Annotated in this window: 24 protein-coding genes; 7 read left to right on the top strand and 17 right to left on the bottom strand. The window is 58.7% G+C overall.

Annotated features, from left to right (window positions below; genetic code table 11):
• The first annotated feature begins 89 nt into the window (after positions 1–89).
• The 5 genes from ACE10X_RS09330 (at position 90) to ACE10X_RS09310 (ending at position 3,938) form a co-directional block, all read left to right on the top strand.
• On the top strand, positions 90–572 hold the full coding sequence (locus ACE10X_RS09330) for a hypothetical protein (RefSeq protein WP_244435924.1): 483 nt from the start codon (positions 90–92) through the stop codon (positions 570–572).
• Between the two features lie 28 nt (positions 573–600).
• The gene (modC, locus tag ACE10X_RS09325; protein ID WP_080583487.1) at positions 601–1,797 is read left to right on the top strand and encodes a molybdenum ABC transporter ATP-binding protein; all 1,197 of its coding nucleotides are present in this window, start codon (positions 601–603) and stop codon (positions 1,795–1,797) included.
• On the top strand, positions 1,781–2,458 hold the full coding sequence (locus tag ACE10X_RS09320) for a DUF2478 domain-containing protein (protein WP_063607112.1): 678 nt from the start codon (positions 1,781–1,783) through the stop codon (positions 2,456–2,458). The genes modC and ACE10X_RS09320 overlap by 17 nt, the downstream gene beginning before the upstream one ends.
• Positions 2,459–2,828: 370 nt before the next feature.
• Positions 2,829–3,383: a peroxiredoxin gene (locus tag ACE10X_RS09315; RefSeq protein WP_026192308.1), complete on the top strand. Its 555-nt coding sequence runs from the start codon at positions 2,829–2,831 to the stop codon at positions 3,381–3,383.
• 6 nt (positions 3,384–3,389) lie between these two features.
• A complete protein-coding gene (locus ACE10X_RS09310; RefSeq protein ID WP_016848189.1) occupies positions 3,390–3,938 on the top strand; it encodes a carboxymuconolactone decarboxylase family protein in 549 nt (182 codons plus the stop codon).
• Between the two features lie 233 nt (positions 3,939–4,171).
• On the opposite strand, the gene ACE10X_RS09305 is transcribed toward ACE10X_RS09310, so the two are convergent.
• The 7 genes from ACE10X_RS09305 to nifH form a co-directional block, all read right to left on the bottom strand.
• Positions 4,172–4,468, bottom strand: coding sequence for a ferredoxin family protein (locus tag ACE10X_RS09305; RefSeq protein WP_016848188.1), 297 nt, complete (start codon positions 4,466–4,468; stop codon positions 4,172–4,174).
• A gap of 39 nt (positions 4,469–4,507) precedes the next feature.
• On the bottom strand, positions 4,508–5,815 hold the full coding sequence (locus tag ACE10X_RS09300) for an FAD-dependent oxidoreductase (protein WP_028343133.1): 1,308 nt from the start codon (positions 5,813–5,815) through the stop codon (positions 4,508–4,510).
• A 13-nt stretch (positions 5,816–5,828) separates the two neighbouring features.
• The gene (locus ACE10X_RS09295) at positions 5,829–6,935 is read right to left on the bottom strand and encodes an electron transfer flavoprotein subunit alpha/FixB family protein (RefSeq protein WP_016848186.1); all 1,107 of its coding nucleotides are present in this window, start codon (positions 6,933–6,935) and stop codon (positions 5,829–5,831) included.
• A gap of 986 nt (positions 6,936–7,921) precedes the next feature.
• Entirely contained in the window at positions 7,922–8,263 is a 342-nt protein-coding gene (gene nifW / locus ACE10X_RS09290; RefSeq protein ID WP_016848185.1) for a nitrogenase stabilizing/protective protein NifW, read from the bottom strand.
• 191 nt (positions 8,264–8,454) lie between these two features.
• Entirely contained in the window at positions 8,455–9,642 is a 1,188-nt protein-coding gene (nifV, locus tag ACE10X_RS09285) for a homocitrate synthase (protein WP_016848184.1), read from the bottom strand.
• A gap of 377 nt (positions 9,643–10,019) precedes the next feature.
• Positions 10,020–10,733 (bottom strand): nitrogen fixation protein NifQ, encoded by a 714-nt coding sequence (locus ACE10X_RS09280; RefSeq protein ID WP_244435925.1) that lies wholly within the window; start codon positions 10,731–10,733, stop codon positions 10,020–10,022.
• Between the two features lie 136 nt (positions 10,734–10,869).
• Positions 10,870–11,754 carry a nitrogenase iron protein gene (gene nifH / locus ACE10X_RS09275; RefSeq protein WP_026192307.1) on the bottom strand — a complete coding sequence of 295 codons (885 nt, stop codon included), beginning with the start codon at positions 11,752–11,754 and terminating at the stop codon, positions 10,870–10,872.
• Between the two features lie 788 nt (positions 11,755–12,542).
• Between nifH and ACE10X_RS09270 the strand changes: the two genes are divergently transcribed.
• Both ACE10X_RS09270 and ACE10X_RS09265 read left to right on the top strand, forming a co-directional pair.
• On the top strand, positions 12,543–12,956 hold the full coding sequence (locus ACE10X_RS09270) for an ArsC/Spx/MgsR family protein (RefSeq protein ID WP_016848181.1): 414 nt from the start codon (positions 12,543–12,545) through the stop codon (positions 12,954–12,956).
• 453 nt (positions 12,957–13,409) lie between these two features.
• Positions 13,410–14,153 (top strand): OmpW family protein, encoded by a 744-nt coding sequence (locus tag ACE10X_RS09265; protein ID WP_016848180.1) that lies wholly within the window; start codon positions 13,410–13,412, stop codon positions 14,151–14,153.
• A gap of 549 nt (positions 14,154–14,702) precedes the next feature.
• Here ACE10X_RS09265 and ACE10X_RS09260 read toward each other — a convergent pair.
• From ACE10X_RS09260 to nifB, 10 genes are all read right to left on the bottom strand, one after another.
• Positions 14,703–15,050 carry a ferredoxin gene (locus ACE10X_RS09260; RefSeq protein ID WP_035632565.1) on the bottom strand — a complete coding sequence of 116 codons (348 nt, stop codon included), beginning with the start codon at positions 15,048–15,050 and terminating at the stop codon, positions 14,703–14,705.
• Positions 15,051–16,011: 961 nt separating this feature from the next.
• On the bottom strand, positions 16,012–16,470 hold the full coding sequence (locus ACE10X_RS09255; protein WP_016848177.1) for a Rieske 2Fe-2S domain-containing protein: 459 nt from the start codon (positions 16,468–16,470) through the stop codon (positions 16,012–16,014).
• A gap of 475 nt (positions 16,471–16,945) precedes the next feature.
• On the bottom strand, positions 16,946–18,100 hold the full coding sequence (locus tag ACE10X_RS09250; protein WP_016848175.1) for a DegT/DnrJ/EryC1/StrS aminotransferase family protein: 1,155 nt from the start codon (positions 18,098–18,100) through the stop codon (positions 16,946–16,948).
• A 44-nt stretch (positions 18,101–18,144) separates the two neighbouring features.
• A complete protein-coding gene (locus tag ACE10X_RS09245) occupies positions 18,145–18,414 on the bottom strand; it encodes a hypothetical protein (protein WP_016848174.1) in 270 nt (89 codons plus the stop codon).
• 35 nt (positions 18,415–18,449) lie between these two features.
• Complete coding sequence (locus tag ACE10X_RS09240) at positions 18,450–18,809, bottom strand: DUF3024 domain-containing protein (RefSeq protein ID WP_016848173.1); 360 nt, start codon at positions 18,807–18,809, stop codon at positions 18,450–18,452.
• Positions 18,810–18,824: 15 nt separating this feature from the next.
• Positions 18,825–19,064, bottom strand: a complete 240-nt coding sequence (locus ACE10X_RS09235; RefSeq protein WP_016848172.1) for a nitrogen fixation protein NifZ — start codon at positions 19,062–19,064, stop codon at positions 18,825–18,827.
• A complete protein-coding gene (locus ACE10X_RS09230) occupies positions 19,061–19,381 on the bottom strand; it encodes a nitrogen fixation protein NifZ (protein ID WP_016848171.1) in 321 nt (106 codons plus the stop codon). The genes ACE10X_RS09235 and ACE10X_RS09230 overlap by 4 nt, the downstream gene beginning before the upstream one ends.
• Positions 19,378–19,731 carry a hypothetical protein gene (locus tag ACE10X_RS09225; RefSeq protein WP_028343130.1) on the bottom strand — a complete coding sequence of 118 codons (354 nt, stop codon included), beginning with the start codon at positions 19,729–19,731 and terminating at the stop codon, positions 19,378–19,380. Before ACE10X_RS09225 ends, ACE10X_RS09230 begins: the two co-directional genes overlap by 4 nt.
• A 166-nt stretch (positions 19,732–19,897) precedes the next feature.
• Complete coding sequence (locus ACE10X_RS09220) at positions 19,898–20,122, bottom strand: 4Fe-4S binding protein (RefSeq protein ID WP_075968411.1); 225 nt, start codon at positions 20,120–20,122, stop codon at positions 19,898–19,900.
• An 8-nt stretch (positions 20,123–20,130) separates the two neighbouring features.
• Positions 20,131–21,687 (bottom strand): nitrogenase cofactor biosynthesis protein NifB, encoded by a 1,557-nt coding sequence (gene nifB / locus ACE10X_RS09215; protein WP_016848169.1) that lies wholly within the window; start codon positions 21,685–21,687, stop codon positions 20,131–20,133.
• Between the last annotated feature and the right edge of the window lie 47 nt (positions 21,688–21,734).

Genomic DNA, 21,734 nt, shown 5'->3' with positions numbered 1-21,734 from the left:
ACGCAGATTGCTGGGTGAGCAGCAAGGAGCTACCGCGACGAAAGCAGTCGTGGCGATCCATCTTCAGGGCCCCAATAAGGTTTATCCGGTTGATCCTATTCGATCTGGCTTTGATGCTGCTTGCGCCTGACGTTGCGGAAGCCATGAATGAGGGCACCGGCGCACACTTCATATTGGTCACCAAAGCTCTGGCGACTTTCAAGCCGATTGCTGGCCCCGAGGCGGCATCAAGCTCTGGCGGTAGCCGACACCTCTACAGCCAAACGACGCAAGCCTTGCCAGTTCAGCCAGCGGACAATCGGCGTCCAGCCAAGCCGCCTGAGGATTCCGCGGTATTGGATTCCCGCCTTGCGTGTGTGATTGGTATGCGCGCCCGGCAGCGTTCGATTGCCACGATCCTCAATGGCACGGAGACGCACAAGATGCCGGCTGTCGTAACACCGTCGATCTGCAATGCTGCCCCCGCGCCTTTTGGCTTCCTCGGGGTGGAGACGCCGCGCTGGAGCCAAGCAGAATGGATTGTCGGCGGCATGGTGATCATCGCCTTTGCGGCCATTCTCCTCATGATTTGATGGAAAGATACAGCATAGGCGCGGGCAGGTGAGAGAAGCAAGGCCGGGTTATATCGAAGTCGCCTTCAACGGTGCTCCCGCAAGCATCCCGCTGGATGCGCAATTCATCGTACCGGCCAAAGGTGTCACGGCGATTTTCGGTCCTCCGGGGTGCGGCAAGACCACACTCGCGCGTTGCATCGCCGGCATCCAGCCTCTACCGAGTGGATTCTGCGGCGTTGATGGTGAAATTTGGCAGAACGAGACGACGTTTCGACCGCCTCATCTGCGCCCTGTCGCATATGTATTTCAGCGACCCATTCTTTTTTCTCATTTGTCTGTCAAGCGCACCCTTCTGTACAATGCATCGAAATCGAGGGCGACACTGATCGACTTTGATGGTGTGGTTAAGTTGCTCGACTTGGCGTCACTGCTTGACTGTTCTCCGTCACATCTTTCTGGCGCCGAGCGACAGCGACTTGCCCTAGGCAGCGCGCTACTAGCCCAACCGCGGCTACTTTTGCTGGACGACCCGCTCATTGTGCTCGACCGTGCCGCCAAGCGGGAGATTCTGCCATTTATCGAGCGCATGCGTGAAGAGCTCAGGTTGCCGATGATCTATATCTGCCATGACATGGCTGACATCGAGCGCTTCGCCGATCATCTCGTCATGATGAAAGATGGCATGGTGACTGCGGCCGGACCGCTTCAAGTCGTTCAGAGTGGCCCAGTGCTTGCCGCGCGTGGCGAAGCGGCGGTTTGCGTTGATACTGTGGTCGGCGGCTACGACGGGCGCTATGGACTCATCATCGTCCGCCTCAGAGGCGCGCGTCTGCTAATACCTGGGCCGCCGCTCAGACCTGGTGCGCAGCTACGGCTGCGCATCGCAGCTGCCGATGTCAGCATCGTGCGCGAGGTTCCACGCGCGAGCTCGTTCCTGAATGTCTTTCCGGCACGCATCAAAGCCTCCCTTCCGTTCGACGAATCGGAGATCACGTTGGTTCTAGCGCTCGAAACTGGCCGTTCGGGCGTGCCGCTTTTGGCCCGCATCACACGCCGCTCCTTTGATGCGCTAGGGCTCAGCAACGGAATGGACGTATTCGCCGAGGTCGCGCGAGCCCTGCCGGTCTCAACTCCCGAGCGGTTGCTCATAACGCCTGCGACACCACTTGGAGATGCTCTACAGCAGAGCGCCGACACCCGAAATGAACAGAAATCGGATCACGGCCATGATCGACAACTTTGACAACATCGATCCGACAGCTTTGGCGGCGATTGTCTACCAGCCAGAGGACGACGCCGATAGGCTGCTTGCCAATTTCGTCCAGGATCTCGCGCAGCATAACGTACGCGTCGGCGGCATCGTCCAGCGACACTTTAGAAATGCAAACGGTACGCACGTTATGTTCGCCGTCGACGTTGCGACAGGGCGAGAGATCTCGATTTCCCAGCTACTCGGCAGCGGGGCAGCGTCCTGTACGCTCGATACAAACGGACTAGCTGAGGCCGCAGTTGTCGTTTCCCAAGCGCTTCGCGACAAAGTCGATCTCCTCGTGATCAGCAAATTCGCCAAACAAGAAGCGGTTGGCCGCGGCCTGCGAGCTGAATTTGTTGACGCGATCACTCGGGGTGTGCCGCTCCTGACAGCTGTTCCAAGAAATTCCCTTGTCGATTGGAGCGCTTTTACGGGTGATGTTGGCATGCTGCTCCCTTGCGATCGTCAAGCCGTAGAGGAATGGTGGCGCGACGTCGCCACGCGCCCGGCGCGACGCCGCGCTTTCAATCCCAGCTGGAGCTATTTGGGGACTATGATACCGGACAGCTTGATGACGGTTGCGAGAATAATGCCAAGATCGGCTCCGGAATCGCCGGTTGCGCTCCTTCACGGCTTACAAAAACAACCCTAGCTTCGCAGCCGTTTCACACCGTGAGATATCCGGATGCTGTGCCGCCAGCGCCGAGGATCCATTCCCGGTCGGCAAGTAGCGTTTCGACCAGCGGTTCAATCGCTGGTCGAGGAATCTGGCTGCGACTTTTTAACTGCGGTACCCCACTCGTGATATACGCACGCGCTCACCGACGGTTCCAAGCGATCGAGCATCGCGTTTCCACGCGGCGCAATGGAGGCGGATGTGAGAGCCATCGGACCTCACGATCAGATGCCTGCGCCCGGGCCGCTGGTTAGCTTCGTTGCGACAATCCGATCTTGAGAACGGATGGCATATAGCTTGCTTCACCAGTGATGGCACAAACGCAAAGCAAACTTGTGAGGTCAGCATGCTCGGAATTGGAAGTCAGTTGCCGCCGTTCGAAATCACTGGCGTGAAGCCCGGCTTTCAGGCGCATGAAGAAGAAGGACACAGCGCGTTCGAGACGCTGACCGAAACGAGCTTCCCCGAAAAATGGAAGATCATCTTTTTCTATCCCAAAGATTTCACGTTCGTCTGTCCGACCGAGATCGCCGAGTTCGGCCGGCTATCCAAGGAATTCGCCGATCGCGATGCTGTCGTAATGGGTGGTTCGACTGACAATGAGTTCTGCAAGCTTGCCTGGCGGCGCTCGCATGCAGACCTGCACAATTTACCGATTTGGCAGTTTGCCGACACAAAAGGGACCTTAGTCGATGGCCTTGGCGTGCGTTCGCCCGAGGGCGTCGCCTATCGCTACACCTTTATCGTCGATCCCGAGAACACAATCCAACACATCTATGCGACCAATCTCAATGTCGGGCGTAGCCCCAAGGACACGCTCCGCGTTCTGGACGCGCTACAAACCGACGAACTTTGTCCCTGTAACCGCGAAGTCGGCGGCGAAACACTGAAGGTTGCGTGAGGCGGCATGTCGTCGATTGAGCAGTTGAATGAGACGATTCCCAATTTCGCCAAGGACGTCAGGCTTAACCTTGCGTCATTGCTGGCCGATGATACGCTGTCGCCGCAGCGACAATACGGCCTGCTGCTGGCGAGCGCCATTGCCACTCGCAATGCAGCCCTGATTACCGCGATTGAAGCGGCAGCCACCGCCGTGATGACGCCTGCGGCGATCGCCGCAGCGAAATCTGCAGCCTCTGTGATGGCGATGAACAACGTCTACTACCGATTCGTTCATCTCGTATCCAATCCGGAATACAAGACCATGCCGCCACGGCTGCGCATGAACGTGATCGGCAATCCCGGCGTGGATAAGTCCGATTTCGAGCTGTGGTCGCTAGCAGTCTCGGCCATAAACGGCTGCGGTGCCTGTGTCGACGCTCACGAGAAGACGCTGCGGGCTGAGGGCGTCAGTTCCGGAGTGATCCAGACTGCCGTGCGCTTTGCTGCGATTGTGCAATCAGTGGCGGTTGCGATCGAGGCCGCCGGCCCGGCTCCTTCCACGGCGATGGGCTGAATATCCTTTGCGCCGTCGAATCGACTCCGTTTGTGGCACCACTCAATGGTGCCACAACCAGTCCTTCGCCGGTCCAGAGCGGGTGTAATATCCTCAAGCTGTGCCTCGCCGGGCGTCCCCCACGGCTGCGCGCCTCGTTCGAATCCACCTGCAGTGCAGATGAGCCAGAATGCCCGCAAAGGCGGTGAAATCCCCCGTCTCATGGCGATCACATCGCGGCCCTTTGTTGCACTTCACCCAAACTTGAACAGCACGCCGTAACCGCCGCGCGGATAACTCCACTTGATGTCACCGGTGGGTTCGGCGATCACACGGCAGGTGCCGCACTCAATGCAGCCGTCGACGGTTATCTCAACTTGGCCGTTGTCGTTGAGTTCGTAGCATCGCGCGGGACAGGCGCTCAAAAGCGCAAGTAGCTGTGGCGACGGCGTCGTGTGCGCGCGCACCGTGACGTGAGGGCGACCGACGTCGACAAGATAGCGGTTGTAGTACAGCTTGTCTTCGACGCGTACTGTAGGCTCGACATTCATGCTTTGATCTTCCATTGCTGGACTTCACACTGTTGCCGGTCAGCGCCAGGCCCGGGTAAAACGACACGCATCGCCGAACAGACCTGTCCATGACCGCGCCTTGACGAAGGATTTCAAGGTCGCCTTCTCCTTCTCAACCTTCGGCGTGCCATCGACACGTACAAAGTTCTGCAGCGCCTTGGAAATAAGCTGCGGATAGGTAAGGAAGAAGTTTTGCGAATGGGTGTGCATCAGCATCGGCATATCCTTGTACTTCTTTAGATCTTTGATGACAAAGGACTCGTCGAGCATCTTCTTGTAGAGCGACAGATTTGTCGCGGTCATCGGCTCGCGGCGCGATTTTACCTGGGCGATCGCTTCGGCCGCGATGCGGCCTGAAGTCATCGCAAGATTGGAACCTTCGCGATGAATGGCATTGTTGAGCTGCGCCGCGTCCCCGACCACCACCCAGCCCTCGCCGTAGAGCTGCGGGATTGCCTTGTAGCCGCCTTCAGGAATGAGATGCGCCGCGTATTCCTTGACTTCGGAACCTGCGATGAGCGGCGCCACGGACGGATGCTGCTTGAAATGATCGAGCATGCCGTAGGGCGTCTGGGCGGTGCGCTGGAAATCAGCGACGAGACAGCCGATGCCGAGCGAAATGCACTCCTTGTTGGCATAGATGAAACCCATTCCGGTCATGCCGCGAGAAATGGTACCGGCCGCCTCGATCACAACGCCTTCGTCGCCCTTGAGATTGAAACGGGCCTCGATAGTCTCGCGAGGCAAAAAGTGCATTTCCTTCACCGCGAGTGCCACATTATCGGGTTTCGGCCGCGACCGCAGGCCCGCGCGCGTCCCGAGCAGGCCATTGACACCCTCGGCCAGCACGACGACGTCGGCGTGTATTTCGCCGTCGCGGCGATCAGTACGAACCCCGACGATCCTCTCGCGGTCGTCCCGTACGAGCTCGGTGACTGTCGTCTCGCACAGCACGGTCGCGCCGGCCTCCCGCACCTTCGAGGAGAACCATTTGTCAAACTGCGCGCGTATGATCGTGTATCTGTTCGGCCGCTCCTCGTTGAAGTCATCCGAGCGGTAGTGCATGCCAACATGCGAGCGATCGTCCATCATCCAGAACCGCTGTTCGACCAGATGGCGCTCGAGCGGCGCCTCCTGGCGAAACTCGGGAATCAGCTTTTCCATCATGTCGGCATAGAGAATTGCGCCCTGCACATTCTTCGATCCCGGATATTCGCCTCGCTCGAGCTGCAGCACCTTCATGCCGCGCTTGGCCATGGTCAACGCCGCTGCGTTTCCAGCCATACCGGCTCCGACCACGATCGCATCAAACCTCTCTTCGATCATCACGGCATCTCCTCTAGACCGCGAGCCGGGCGCGCGAATCCGGCAAAAGCCTGGCGCGAAATGCGGCCGTCAGCGACGGGAGCAACTGCATGGCGTCGCTGATGATCGCGACATGGGCGAAGTCGAAGATCGGCGCGTTTTTGTCGGTATTGATGGCGACGATCAGGTCCGCCCCCTCCACGCCGACCCTGTGCTGGATCGCGCCGGAAATGCCGGCCGCAATATAGAGCTTTGGCCGAATGGTCTTGCCGGTCTGGCCGATCTGCCGGTCAGACGTCACCCATCCCTTCTGCACCAGAGGACGCGAGCAGCCATACTCGGCGCCAAGCAGAGTTGCTAGCTCGCGCACCAGCCGAAAATTCTCGAGCGATCCCAGTCCTAGGCCGCCGGCGACGACAACATCGGCATAGGCTAGATTTGACGTTTCGGAATCCCGGTCGGGAATGAACGTCAGCACCTTCGTGACGATATCGTCTTCAACAAGGCCAAGCGGATGGATGATGATACGAGCGGCATCGCGTACGACGCGCTCCGGCATCGGCATGACGCGCGGGCGGACGGTTGCCATCTGTGGACGATAGTTCAAGGTATAAATCGTGCACAGCAGCGAGCCGCCAAAGGTCGGACGCGTCGCCGCAAGCGAACCGTCGGCGTCGACGTCGAGCGCAGTACAGTCGGCTGTGAGTCCCGTCGACAAGGTGGTCGCCACCGAACCTGCAAGATCGCGACCGAGTGTCGTCGCGCCTAACAACAGGATCTCAGGCTTGTAGGTGTTGACGAGTTCGGTTAGCGCTTTAGTGTATGATTCGTTGCGGTAATCCGACAATACATTGTCGCTCACGAGATAGGCCAGATCGGCGCCATAGCAAAATGACTCCAGCGCGGCGTTGCGCGTCGGCTGCCCCTCCGGACCGATAACGACCGCGGCGAGATTCACCTTCAGCCTGTCGGCAAGCCTGCGCCCCGCTCCCATGAGCTCCCAGGAAACCGGATGCACCTGGCCACGCTCCTGCTCGACAAAAACCCAGACATGCTTGTAGGCCTTGAAGTGCTCCGGAAGTTCCTTTTTGGCCGCCGCGCGGCCGGCCGCCGGCGCGGCCGTTTTGGTGACATTGCTCATGCTTTAAATTCCCCTCAAAATGCGCGCGCCCGCGCCACAGGATTGGTTTCTACTTCGGCTGGCTGGAGATCACTTTTGATCAGCAGATGGCTTGCTGCTCGTTGTTTCCGCTTGCTCGGCGCGGCCCGACCGCGCAACGAGAGGCGTCGCACGGGGTGAACGTACCTGGCTGGCCAAGTTCCGAGATGGCCCCAAGACAGGTTCATTGCGCGCTCTATTCGACAAGCGCCAGCAAGGCGGCCTGGCCACTGCGGTCACTCTAATTGACTCTCTCCATGGCTGATTACGCCGGTCCGCTTGCTGCGCAATAGCTGCACCTTGCTTTCGGCCTAGCGCTCCGCATCGGCCGTGACGACTCGGTCGATGCCACCGCACTTTCATGCGATGAGTGCTCGGCCGCCAGCGCCGCCGACTCGCAGGGGAGGTTTGGCTCTTTTCCTGGCGCATGTTGCTATCGGCTCTGAGGTAGCTGTGGATCTGCGCGCAAGTGGGCACCCGCCTGATTTGGACGATGATATGCATACGTTTCCGAGGTGTGGCGCTGACGGGCGAGTTACCCATTGCCTCCCATCGCGGGCTCGATGGCAGTTTCAATTGCGTCAAAAGCCATTTGGGGTGCCACTGCGCGAGCGTGAACCACGAGATGATGCCGCACAACTCGGCCGGCAGTAGACGTAGCGTGAAAGGTCTTCCTTCAAATCTCATCTCGAACGGCTACCATTTGTCTGCATCGATGACCGGATCGACCCGACAACAGCAAGTGTCGTACCAGTTGCAAAACTCGGGGAAGATTAGGCGAACGCAATGACTTAGGGGACACTTGGAAGGGCTGCTAATCCCCAGGACACGACCACTCCGAACATGGGTCGGGAATACGACAGCGCCGCGCGAGCCATGGCTGCGGAGAGTCGATCCGGAAGAAGACGAAGGTTGCACGAGGGATCATCACCACGCCACACTTGGTGACAAACCTTGAAAGCGCGAGATCACTTCAGCTCGCTCAATGGGACAAAGGCCATCGGCTTGTCATGGTCTGCAACAGCATCCTTCAAAACCTTGAACACCCGCTGGTCGATTGGCGACGATGCCACGAAGTCGGCATAGGCCTGTTCCAGCATCGCTTTGCAACGAGCTCTGATGTCCGGTTCTGCGGCACCAGCGAATTGCTCCTTGGCAAGATATTGTCCCATGCGCTTTAGGATGTGAAGGCGCGCGACATTGACGATTCCGGGGTCGTATTCGACGCCTAGCAGTGAAAAAAACTCTTCCGCGGACGAGGCTTTGTTGAGCCGATCCAGGATACCGGCTGATGGGTGCGAGTTACTCATCGAAAACTCCCTTTGAATTGGCACGTGGACGATCGGCGACAGCGCGGCACCGCCTGGTGATCCTGCTGCAGCCAACCTCGCGCGACCATGCTGAGGCAGGCCGTCGTGGCCGTCGATTAACGATGCCCGATACCGTCCTCGCGGCGCTTGGTTTTCGAATAGCCTGTCCAGATCTTGCTGGGTACGCCTCTTCAGGCCGGGTGGGGCGACAAGTATCCGCACACATCGCGCCAGATCGCTGCTACTGTTTCGCGCTCGACCGGCACCTTGTGCTTTATGGCATGCTTGCGGACTTGCGTCAGGATCTGTCTGGCTTGGTCGGCGCTGGCGACGAGCTGTAATTCATTGAGCAACGCGGTGATCGCCGACAGCCCGGAATGCTTACCGATCACAAAACTGTTGCGGCGCCCAAGCAGAACCGGATCAAGCGACTGGTAGGTACGTTGATCTTTTAAAAGGCCATCCACGTGAATGCCCGATTCATGCGTAAAAATATGCTCTCCGACGATGGCTTTGTTCAGAGGAATCGCACGTGCGGCTGCCGCTGCAACCACTGCGGCGACCTTCTCGAGTTCCGGAAGTATGATGCCGGTCTCGCGCCTGTAGAGCTGCTTGAGCGCGACCGCGACTTCCTCGAGCGGTGCATTTCCAGCCCGTTCGCCGAGGCCGATAACGGTTACCGAGGCGTGGCTCGCGCCGGCCTTGATGGCGGAGAGCGTGTTGGCGGTTGCGAGGCCGAGATCGTCGTGACCATGAAACTCAAGTTCGAGATCGGTGGTCGCCCGCAAATTTCCGACCAGAGCGGAGGTTGTGTCCGGGTCGAGCACACTGAGCGTATCGGCAATACGAAAGCGACGCGCTCCCGCCGATTTTGCCGCGGCTATCAGTCTGATGAGAAAGTCGATGTCGGCGCGGGAGGAGTCCTCGCCGCCGACGGCAACCTCAAGTCCCCGCTCACGTGCATAACCTACGACTCGCTTCACTTGTTCCAGCGCCAGGTCGCGACGACCGCCAAGCTTGGCCGCGATCTGGATATCGGAACTCGGGATCGACACATTGACCATGGACACCTTCGCTTCGATCGCCGCGTCGATGTCGGCTTCGCGCATCCGGCACCAGCCTATGGTGGTCAGCGGAAGCTCTGCTTCGACGATTGCGTGGATGGCGGTGATCTCCTCGTTGCCCATCGCGGGCGTTCCCGCCTCGATCTCCGTCACGCCGGCCCGCGCCAGCGCCTGCGCGATCGCCAGCTTTTCCTCTGTGGTGAACGCAACGCCAGGCGCCTGCTCGCCGTCGCGTAATGTCGTGTCGTTGAGCACGGTCGGCTTGGCGCTCGCCTGCTCGGGCCAAGCCGGCTTGGCGGTCTTGGTAGCGGCCATCACGAAAGGGCTCCTCATTGCTTTTGACCCACAGGCGCTTCAGCAACCCCCATGCCAGCCCGCCACGCTTTTTAACCCGTTGAAAACAATATGCTTACTTCAGCGGCTAGCTTGCCTTCGCTAATTGATTGTCGCAAACGCGACAGGCTTATGAAGCGGACGGCTCATCCTGCCTCTCGCAACACCGAGCTCGAATGTTAACGCGATTGCGACACGCCGGTAGGCACGAATGTCGCGGAGTATTTGTGGCCCGCCCGCCTTAGACCCATGGTCGCGCGCGCATCGAAACGGCGTTAGCCGCGCCCTCCAGCTCCTGCTGAACTGGCCAAAGCGCGCGCGGGTTCTAGCTGACTTGGGCGATCGAGCCTTGCAACAGCTTAAATGGGCCAGTCGACGCCGATGACCGGGCGAGCCGCCTGCAACAGAACGTCGCGCCGACGTTCTGCCATCCGGCTCTCGCCGCTTTCTTCGCCGAAGCAGAGATTGAAATCGCTACATTGCGTGCAAACGGGCGTTGTACACATGACGAGGCCTTCATCCTCGCACAGCGAGCGGTAGAAGAAGCGCTTCCAGCGCATATTGTTGTTATTGCGCGCGGCGAGCGGCGCGAAGTGGCGGCTTAGCAGCCGAGAGAGTTCGCCACGACTGCGTAATCCGAGATCTTCCCACAAGTGGTTTGGCTCTATGGCGCGGCGTGCAATCATCGCGGCTAGCCACCCCCCGATACGTCCTTCCGTTGAGCGTTGCTTGAGCAAGAGATCGCGCACCATTGCGATTTCGTCGTTCTCATCGCAGTTGAAAGCCAGGAGCTGCTCCGAAACCTTGACCCCGACCGATGGAAAATGGTGGTCCAGCAGGGCCGCCAGCTCGTGGCCGGACAGGCCGGCCTTCTCGGGAAGCGGGCCACCATCCATCGAGGCGGCCGCCAGAATTGACGCCAGGACATGGCAATCGAAATTGCTGTCGGTCGCAATGTCGGCCTCTTCGGGAGGCACACCAGTGAGCGCTCGATAGGTCGCAATTCCTCTTTGCACCTCGCTGCCCGCGTCGGCGCAAACAGCTGCAAACGGATGGAAGTTCGCTTTGGGCATGAATCTTTTACAGCGTCACGTTTGCCCCGTCCCATTCTAGCTGGCCGGGTGATCGTCAGAATGCCGGTCTCCCCGGATGGGGGGTGAGGGAGACCGGCATCCGTCGCGCGCCTTCACAAGGCCGCGACCCGCGACCTTACGAGGCCGCGAGCTCGGCGGCGGTCTTGCCGACGATGGATTCGTCGACGGGCTTCATTATGCCATGCTCCATCAGCATGTCCTCGAGCTCGTCCATGGAGATCGGGGTCGGAATGATGCCCTTGCCGCCATTGTTGTGAACCTTGGTCGCAAGATTGCGATAGTGATCGGCCTGCTTCGACTCGGGCGCATACTCCAGCACCGTCATGCGGCGCAACTCGGCATGTTGCACCACATTGTCGCGCGGCACAAAGTAGATCAGCTGGGTGCCCAACTTCTTGGCCAGCGCCTCCGCCAGTTCCAGCTCTTTGTCGGTCTGCCGCTCGTTGCAGATCAGGCCGCCCAGCCGCACGCCGCCAGAGTTGGCGTATTTCAGGATGCCTTTGGAGATATTGTTTGCGGCATACATTGCCATCATTTCTCCGGACATGACGATATAGATCTCCTGCGCCTTGTTTTCCCGGATCGGCATCGCAAAGCCACCACAAACCACGTCACCGAGCACGTCGTAGGACACATAGTCAATGTCCTCATAAGCGCCGTTTTCCTCCAGGAAATTGATCGAGGTGATGACGCCGCGGCCGGCGCAGCCGACACCCGGCTCAGGACCGCCGGACTCCACGCAGCGGATGTCCTTGTAGCCGACCTTCATCACGTCCTCGAGTTCGAGGTCCTCCACGCTGCCGGCGCTCGCTGCAAGGCTCAAAATCGTGTCCTGCGCCTTGGCATGCAGGATCAGGCGGGTCGAGTCCGCCTTAGGATCGCATCCCACGATCAGGATTTTCTGACCCATCTCGGCCAGTGCCGCCAACGTATTCTGGGAAGTGGTCGACTTGCCGATGCCGCCTTTTCCGTAGAACGCGATTTGTCTCAGTGAAGACATGTTGTTCTCCATCAACCGATTTGCCAAAAGTTGCGCGCTTCCTACACGCGAGCTTGTTTCTCTCTCAGAAACGGGGCACACGGGTTCAAGGGAAGGAGCGCATCGCTTGCCTTACGCGTCGGCGTGCACTCAGCCCTCACTCAGTGTTGCTGCCGCTTAATAGCAACCGTCGTGCCAACACTGTCCGCGCTCATTAAGCTTCTGATTGCATTCTAAAAAGCCAACGAGCCGTTGAACAACCCCGGAGTGTTTTGCACCGGACAGGATCCGCTCGGCTGTCAGAAAACGAACACCGGCCAACCAATCAGGCTGGAAAACGGCAGCTTGGCATGACCAGATCCAATGCTCTCAAATGGAACGGGACTTGCTCCTCTTCTTGCAAGCCAGTGGTCGGCAATTTGGGCAGAGCGAGATGCAGTCGAGGTTGGCATCTCTAAGGCATGTGACCGGCGATGGGGTTCGTGGTCGATGATGCGAGGTAAATTGTGCGGCTCACCGACCAATTGATCCAACTGATCAGAACGACGCGCCTGAGCCTGAAGGCACTTACAAGGGTGCCTCGGATCGAAACTAGCTGCGGTTCTGCTCCGCGCTTCGTTTGCGAGACATGAAAGGCCAATTCTCGTTGATGAGTTAATCGTCCAACGAAGACATTAAGAAGGGGCGCAAGCACGGTACGGTGCTCAAGCCGCTTATGTGTGATCATTCGCACGAGCGTCAAATGCGCTCTCCGACATAGCGGAACCCGTCGCCGATCGTTCAGCTCAGCGAACCCACATAGGCAGACCATGGCGACAATCGTCTTTTATCAAAAACCCGGCTGCGTCACCAATGCACGTCAGATGCTGGCGCTGAAGGCCGCTGGCCATGACGTGATAGCCAAGGATATATTGAAGGAGCCGTGGGCTGCGGAGGAATTGCGACACTTCTTCGGCAGGACGCCGATTGCATCCTGGTTCAACCGAGCCGCGCCTCGTATCAGGTCAGGCGAAGTTAATCCTGACGCAATCGACGCAGCGAGCGCACTGACGTTAATGCTGGCAGATCCGCTCCTGATCAGACGTCCGCTGATCGACGTCGATGGTACAAGATGCGCCGGATTCGATCATGAAGCCGTGCTGTCGTTGCTTGGCCGGGACGCGCAAGGTGACCTTGAGGGATGCTCCCACGAACAACAGGGCACGCACTGCCCGCAGATGTGAGGATACGATCGATCATACGACTGCGCCGCCAACCAATGCGAACAACGATCCTGCCTTATCGCTTGGTCAGGATGGCCGACGGCATGTTCGGCGAGACGGCCGACGTGCGTGGCTCTTCGTAACCAGCGGCGCTCAGATTGCTCGGTTTGAATAAGACATGTCGTCGCCTGCGGTGTGGGAAACCACCGCAGTTCTATCGCGCACAAGATTCCTGCAGCCCGGATTTGATCAGAGCTTTGAGCCGAGACACGGTTATTGAATAGATTCGGCTCAGACGGAATGTTAAACTGAATAAACGATACGGACAGAACCACGGAGCTTCGTGGTCGTGATCCTTATGCAACGTGGCTGCATAATTGCGCTACGTGCGCCGCCATTTTGATCAGCATCAAATCAATCGCCGTCTCCCATGTGTGACAGAGGTCTCGCGCGACTCTTCGCGCGAACTTTGGAATGGAGAATTCGATGAGGATCAAAGCAATTCTGACGACGACATCGCTGCTCGCGCTCGCGAGCTCGTTGGCCAGCATGTCGGTTCAGGCCGCCGATCTGGCGCAGGCCCCTATCTACTACAAAGCCCCCCCAATCGAACCCTTCAATCCGTGGATGATCCGCCTGCGCGTTCTCGGCGTTTTACCGGATACCGCAGGCAGCTCCGTCAATGTCGCCGGGGCGTCGCCGCTATCCTCGCCAGCCTCCGGGCTATCGATCAGCGACCAAGCGGTACCGGAGCTCGATATCACCTATTTCTTCACAAGAAACGTTGCCGCCGAACTCATTCTCGGTGTGAGCCGCCATCACATCAGCGGCACAGGTAAGCTAAATGGACTAGATATCGGCAAGGCTTGGCTGTTGCCGCCAACGCTGACTCTGCAATATCACTTCACCGATTTCGGCCCGCTCAAGCCTTACATCGGCGCGGGCATCAACTACACCGTATTCTTCAACCAATCGGCTGCCAATACGTCGCTCGCCGGCCTTGCCGTGACGGATTTGCACATCGCCAACCAGTTCGGCGCCGCGGTCCAATTCGGCTTCGATTATATGCTTGACCGCCATTGGGGCCTCAACTTCGACGTGAAGAAGTTGTGGTTGCGGCCGGATTATTCGGCGACCGTGAACAATGCGATTGCCGTCACTGGTCGCGCCAATATCGACCCATGGCTCGTCAGCGGTGGCATCACCTACAAGTTCTGAGGCTGGAAACACGCTTCAGTGAACTTCCCGGACGCGCCGGGTCGCCGGACGCGTCTCTCCGTTATAATACAGTACAAACGCCAGCGAGATGATGCGTAAAGACGCGTCGTCTCGCCGGTGACCAGGAGCCACTCCCAGCATTGCTCGCGCTGTGCGTCACGGATGTGTCGGTAAGTGGTGGAAAACAATCAAATCGAGCCACTAGTGATAGGCTCCTGCTCGTGCTTCCCGGCATTAGCAGAAGCGGCCGCCTGCCTATCGGCGCCGAGAATTCAAGGCGGTCGCCCCCTGCGAGAGAACGACCGCACTTGCAAGGACATGAGCTCAGGGCTCTTCGGCCCCGATCATGAGTAGAATCCGATCAAGGCTTAGCTTGTAGCGCATGTTCTTGAAACCAAAGCCATAGCGACAAGTAAGCAGTCCCGTGTTGGGCACGTACTGGAAGCGTTAGGGCACCCGATCATTGTCGAACGTTCCAAGATGCTAGCTACTGGGCGGATAGGCCTGCGATGTTCGATACAAAGGGCGAGCGGCGCTCAAGCGACGCCTTTAGCTTCGCCTCAGCACCATCACGAGGCGATCGACACGTTTGCCCTGCTTGAGATGAGAGTCTACGATTTCATCAACGTCCTCAGGCGTGGTGGCGCGATACCAGATTCCGTCTGGATAGACGACCATCAAAGGACCGGAGTTACAAAAGCCAAGGCAGCCCGTCACCGTGAAACCGACATCAGTGAGGTCTTGCGCTTCGATCGCCTTGCCCATCCGATCCCAGAGGGCCTGCGCCCCAGAAGCGCCGCAACTGCCGTGCGGATGATTCGGCGGACGCTGCGTGTTGCAGGCAAAGACGTGATGCCTATAAAGTTGAGGAAGCTCGAATTCGGTTTCTGCGTTCATGCGCCTATCCTGAAATCAACGGCCTCCATCATCTGAAAAGAGACAAGATCCGAGCGCATCCGCCCGAACAACCTGCTCCTCAGTCGAACGCCGCATCGACCAATTGATCCTACTAATTCCCACTCCAGCTTGCGAAAGCGGGCGACATGCCGATGATGATCGCTGACGATCAGCGATACTCGACATCTAGAATATCCTCCTTGATCAGCTTCAACCTCGCGGTGTCTCCCTCCGCATTACTTACGCAACCATCCAACTTTTCCAAGCAAGTTCCGCACCAGATGCGTAGCGATCATTTCTTCAGCGATCTCATTCGATGCTCCGGCGCGATTGACGATTATCCGGCGCGACTGACAATTATGCCGAGGTTGCAACATTGTCGCCCTCCCTTGTTCCATGCGTGACATATGGCACATCGCGTTTGATACGCTCCCGCTTCAGCATTTCGCGTTGCGCACCGTTCGCACGCACAATAGCCGGACCACGCCAACGCGCCCGTTCGTGCATTCGACCTTGGCGGCCGCCACCGGCTGACTATGGTGCGGCACTCGCTAAGGGCATCGCATGAGCGAAAGCTTGGCATTGCAATTGCTACGCCCGCTTCGGCGGTCGTCCAAGAATTGTGACACAGGATCGTCATTCCTCCAGACCAAACGGTCCTGTCAGTCTGGGTCCCCCCATTTCAACCAGCCCAGACGGTGCCCTCGGCGTAACCGCCGAGGGCATTTCCTTCTCAAAGACATCGTATCCAGCGGCGGCAATGGCCTGCTGGCTCGATTTGGTGCGCTAGCGCCAAAGCACCTCCTAGGTGCCGCGAAGGTCGCGGTCGCACGAGGTTCGGCTGTTCGCCTCTCAACGCCAAAGCATTGACGCGCGTCCGCGCCCAGCACTCGCTGGTACGATGGCATTATTCGGCGACAACGCCCCGGAGACGTGTTGAGCAACAGCCAAGTGACGCCTGCTAATCGGGATGGATCGTTATATCCATGGTTTCGTCGCTGTCCTCGAACGGCTCGGAAAACCGATCATCCTCAAGTAGCTTGATGCCACACAGGCAGACGTCACCTTCGATGACGGCGAGTGCGATCGGCTCAAGTGTTTGTCCAGTGCAGGGACCATCGATGCACAGCCCGGTGTCGATCTCAAATTTCGCACCGTGCCGTGCGCATCTGAGAAAGGAGCGATCGGAGGAGAAGAACTCGCCGGAGCCGATGTTGAGCCATAAGCTGTCATGCGGACAACGATTGACGTAGCCTAGATAGTCATCGTCAAAAGTGCGAACCACAACAATTGGAAACGGCCGGCTCTCGCCGCTGTCGTCTACCTGCGACAAGCTAAAGGCCTTGGCGCCACACCGCTCGATGGCATCGACCGGACAGACGGCGAACACCTCGATCTGATCACACATCGGGCCGATCATCCCTTTGCTTATCCAGGCCTCGCAGTTTCCTGCTTGAAAGCTTCGACTGCAGCCCGGGCCAGCCGAAAAACGCCGCGGCCACGAGCGAGCGGCCGATAGGTCGAGCCGGCACGGGTATTGAGGACATCAAACCATTGGTTCGGCGTGAGCTTCGCCGGGCGCTCGCTGATTTGGATCACTCTCCCGTTTGGAGCGAAGCGGACGTGAATGATGACCTGTTGAGAAGTCATGGCAACCCCTATTTGGCCGACTTTAAAGACCCGAGCCGAAACTGACGATCTCTGTTGCGACGTGCTCCGTTTCCGGCAGCTTGCGTGGCCTCCAGCCGCGGCTTGGAGACCGCGCCTCGCTACTTTCGAGCAGGTCTTCTTCGTGCCCACGGCCCCCCTCGGTCGCCCCGCTCATCTCGCGCGACGTTGCAAGTGGGATCATCGCATTCAATCGTGGTCCTTCGATGTGGTGGATGACGCGCATCTCAGTAGATCGCTGCCCCTGCGCCCACGTTGATCGAGGCATCCTTTACGGCTTCGACAATGAACTCGATCCTGTCGTTCGTGAGATGGGTGTGAAACGGCAGCGCCAGGGCGCGATCGGCGATCTTTTCGGCAACAAGGAAATCGCCACGTCGATAGCCGAGTTCGAAGTAGTGGCGTTGCAAGTGCAGCGGATGGCTATAAGCGACGGCTTCAATTTGGGCGACTCGCAGATCATCGACGATGGCATCGCGACCGGATCGCGTGAAGCGTGTTCCAAGATGGACGAGATAGAGCAACCAATTCACCTCGGTCACATGGGGACCAACGTAAGGCGGCTTGATGCCCTCAAATGATTGCATATGCGCGTTGTAGAGCTGCTCCACCAGCCGACGACGCTCCAGGATTTCATCGAGACGCTTGAGCTGCGCCAGACCCAAGGCTGCCGTGAGATCGCTCATGCCGGCTTGGTATGGTGCTGCGGCACCGACGATCACGGAGGAGCGTTCGTCCAGGCGGTGGGCGCGATAGCGACGCAAGCCAACCGCGATGTCGATATCGTCCGTTACCACCATTGCGCCTTCGCCACAACTTAGGGCCAAGGGCTGGGCAAAGTCGAAGACCGCCAGGTCGCCAAACCGGCCGACGAGTTCGCCCTTGTAGCGCGATCCGATTGCTTCGGTGGAATCCTCTAGAAGCGCCAGATGGTGGCGCTGCGCGATCGCCCGCAATTCCGACCACGGCGCGGGATGGCCGTTGGGATTGCCGGCGACAATCGCCCGCGTGTGGGCCGTGATGCGCTCTTCGGCTTTATCTGGGACCAATGTTCCCGACCAATAGTCGATGTCGGCAAATACCGCCCGCGCGCCTGCAAGACCGATCGCATGGACGGTCTCGCGGAGTGAATAGGGCGAAGCGATGACTTCCTGCCCTGGCCCGATGCCGACCGCCTTGAGCGCAAGCACGAGCCCAATGGTGCCGCTCGAGACCGCAACGGCATATTTGCGGCCAAGATAGGCTGCAAAAGCGTGCTCGAACGCCTCAGTGACCGACCCATTGGAGATCTGCGGCGAGCACAGAATCGTTTCCACGGCGGAGAGCTCGGCGAAGGTGATATCGGGATCGGACAATGGAATGAAGGACGTATTTGCCTCCATCCTGTCCGCACCATCAAGCCGATGCGCTGCCAGTTCAATCCCGCTCACCGCGCAACATTCCTTCTTGCCAACACGATGCCGGTCGCCCGCTTCGGATCGGCCGTAATCTGCACGCAGTGATCCGACCCGTCGAGCAAATGCAGATCGAAACGAGGGAACCGCCGGAACGGCTGATCCGTCACATCCGACGCATCGCAGCGAACGCATGCAAGCTGCGGAAAGCGGCGCCGCAGCTCGACAAGGGGGCCCATGTCCGCGCCGTCGACAGCAAGCAGCCCTTCGATTTCAATCAATTCCTCCGCAGTAAGCGCCATCGTGGCTCCTCTAGGACTCCCTAAGGTGGTCGTCGTCATTGCCAGAACAGGCGCTCCGGATCCGCGTTCAACTCATCGATTGCTGAAGTCAAGTGGTGGTAAAGGCTGTAAAATTCCCAGATCCCTTGCGCGTGGTTCTTGCAAAACAGCTTCCAGATCCCACTGACGGTGTCGTAAAGAATCAGCGCGACATCAATGAGACCACCATCCTGGTCGATATTGCGCGAGCAACAGGGACTCTCGATCAGATAACCACCCCTCACTGGCGTCACGTTCGGCGAGACATACAGATAGCGCTTGCGCGAGCTCAAGCCGCGCTCGATCCGCATGCGATCGAGCTCGTTTGGGTGAGGAACCAACCCGGTTTTTACCTTCCTCATCAGCGCGGCAGTCATCGCGAAAGCCCCCCTTCAGAGCACCGTGATTTCTTCTTCAAAACAGCCAATGAGCCGTTGCACACCAAAATCGACAGTATAGATCGGCACGTCGGCTTCGGTATGGATAGCGACTCTGACGATCTCGCCGGTTGCTCCGGCGCCGAGCACGATCCCGTCGGGTTCCGTATTGGGAAAAGAGCCATCGTTGATGAGGTCGACCGCCGCTTTAACGCGTTGGCCCCGCCGATATTTCGGAAAGCGGTCCTCAGTCATGACACAGCCTCTTCCGGCAATGGCAAATCATCGATCTCCTCGCACGCGTCCACCGACTCAAGCTCCTTGCGCTTCATGCCAACGCGGTAGCCACGTTCGAGAAACTCGACGCCGTAGATGTAGAATTGCTGCAGGAACGTTCCGATCGAAACGACGTAACCCACCTCTCCCTTCTTGACCAACACCTCGCCAATCTCTTTGCCGCGAAAGGTGCCATCATTACGGATGGTGCGATTGGCCCGTACCTTTTCGCTAAAGCTGAAGACAGGCGGCCCGCTGAGCTCGACGACGTCGCTATCGCGAACGATTTTATTCATGCAGCGCTCCTCATGGACACGCAGGGCCGCCGCCATACCAGCGCAAGCGAGGCCTGCATCGATTTGTCCTCATTCTCGAAGACATCCCGCGATTCACCAGCGGCAATGCCGCACGCCATTTCAAGGCGGAGATACCGGTCAGGACCGTGCTGCGGTGCAGTTCGCACCCTCGGCAACAGTCCCTGCATATTCTCGAATCGCACGGAGGCGTTCGGGTCGTTCGCCATGGCTAACGGCCACTCATCGCGGACAACCCATGCCAGAGAGTGGCGGCACTCGACCTCCGCATGACTCATCAATCGGTAGAACAGCTGCAGCGATGCGGCGCGCAACGGCGCGATCAACTTCATTGTGCTGGCCGGCCAGCATCGGCGCCATTCCTCGCACATCAAGCGAAGATCCGGGCCAGACGGCGAGGCTGCGATGGGGCTCGCTTCGCAGGAGCAGGCGCATGGGCTCATTCCTGGGCACGGTTCGCATCATCAAGCGGCGGCAATCCGTTCACTGGGCTCACCTTTAGGCTGGCGCCTGGTATCGCGCCAAGGATGTGTCAACAACGCAGGTATTGTCGACTGGACAGGCGGCGACGCATTGCGGCTCGTCGAAATAGCCAATGCATTCGGTACATTTTGCCGGTTCAATGACGAAGCTCCCCGCCTTCTCAGAGATTGCAACGTTCGGGCACAAGGGTTCGCAGGCTGAGCAGCTCGTACACTGCGAAGCAATGATCTTGAATGGCACATCCCCCCCTACGCCGCAGAGATCACGGCTTTCTGCCGAATCGACGCGTCGCCGCGCTTCACGTGCTGGATCTCACCGCTTTTCACCCGGTCGAGATAAGATCGGAACCAGGAGATCGCCGACTTCTCAAACAACTCATGCGCGTATTGATCAACCGGCTCGATTCCGGCCTTGATCAGGTTGCTTTTCGGGCTGCCGCCGATTTTGGCCACGAACACCGCGTGGCAGTCATTGATGCCGCGAATGATAGTCGAAAGCCTATCCTTCTCCCCATCACCGCCTTGGCAGTAGACGTCTACGCGGCGGTGGCCGACGAATTTAGTGCCGGATGTGGAAAGTTCGTAGACTTGGAATTCCCTCGCATGTCCAAAGTGCTCGTTGATCAGGCCGGAGCCTTTGGTTGCGACTGCCACCAGAAGCGAGATCTCGCTCGCCGCTCCGGCCAATTCCCCGAGCTCTTCTTTGCTGGCCGCGGCCTTGGCAGCACGCTCATCCTCTACCCGGTCTTGGTAAGCCTTGCGCATCTCGAGATCGTATTTGACGTCCATCTTCATGACTCGGTCGGTCGTAAACTCTGCGCTGCGATCTTCTCCGAGTAGACCCACAGCATCGGCACGGCACTGACGGCAGTGACGCATCATGTTCATCTCCCCTTCGCAAGCATTTTGCAGCGCCTTCAATTCCTGCGCTGTCGGCCCGCGTTGACCGTTGAGGCCAAACACCGTGCCGTACTCGGGTGCGGAGATCAGCGGCATGATATTGTGGAGGAAGGCGCCGCGCGACTTCACCGCCTTGTTCACTTCGACCAAGTGACCGTCGTTGATATGCGGGATCATCACAGAGTTGACCTTACACAGGATCCCCCGTTCGCTAAGCATCTCCAAGCCTAGCAGCTGGCGATCGGCAAGTACCCTTGCCGCGTCGAGGCCGGTGTAGCGCCTGTGGTTGAAGAAGATCCAAGGATAGATCTTGGCGCCGATTTCGGGGTCGATCATGTTGATGGTGATCGTGACATGGTCAACCTTGGACTTGGCGATGACGTCAACATAATCTGGCAGGCTCAGCCCATTGGTTGATAGACACAGCTTGATGTCCGGAGCCGCTTTGGCGACGAGTTCGAACGTCTTGAACGTCTTTTCTGGATTGGCCAGCGGATCGCCGGGACCGGCGATGCCAAGCACGGTCATCTGGGGAATAGTGGCCGCGACCGCAAGCGCTTTCTTTACCGCCTGCTCCGGCGTGAGCTTCTCGCTCACCACGCCCGGACGTGATTCGTTGGCGCAGTCGTATTTGCGGTTGCAGTAGTTGCACTGGATGTTGCAGGCTGGCGCTACTGCGACGTGCATGCGCGCGTAATGATGATGCGCCTCTTCGCTGTAGCAGGGATGGCTCTTCACTTTTTCCCAGATCTCGGTCGGCAGATCGCCTTGCCCTGCCCGCGAGCCGCAACTCGCCTGCCCGGAGTTGGACGAGGTGCGGCAGCCCTTATGCTCGGCGGCCTGCACCATCTTGCTGGCACCTACCGCAGCTTTGGCACATTTTCCGCGCCCGACGACCGCGTTCATTTTCCATGTCTCCCTGCAGGCAATCTTCGGCTTCTCAGGACCAGCCC

The sequence above is a fragment of the Bradyrhizobium sp. Pha-3 genome (assembly GCF_042258325.1).
In the GTDB taxonomy this organism is placed as follows: Bacteria; Pseudomonadota; Alphaproteobacteria; order Rhizobiales; family Xanthobacteraceae; genus Bradyrhizobium; species Bradyrhizobium elkanii.
The sequence above is the reverse complement of the archived record's forward strand: the minus strand, read 5'-3'. Positions and strand labels throughout refer to the sequence as shown.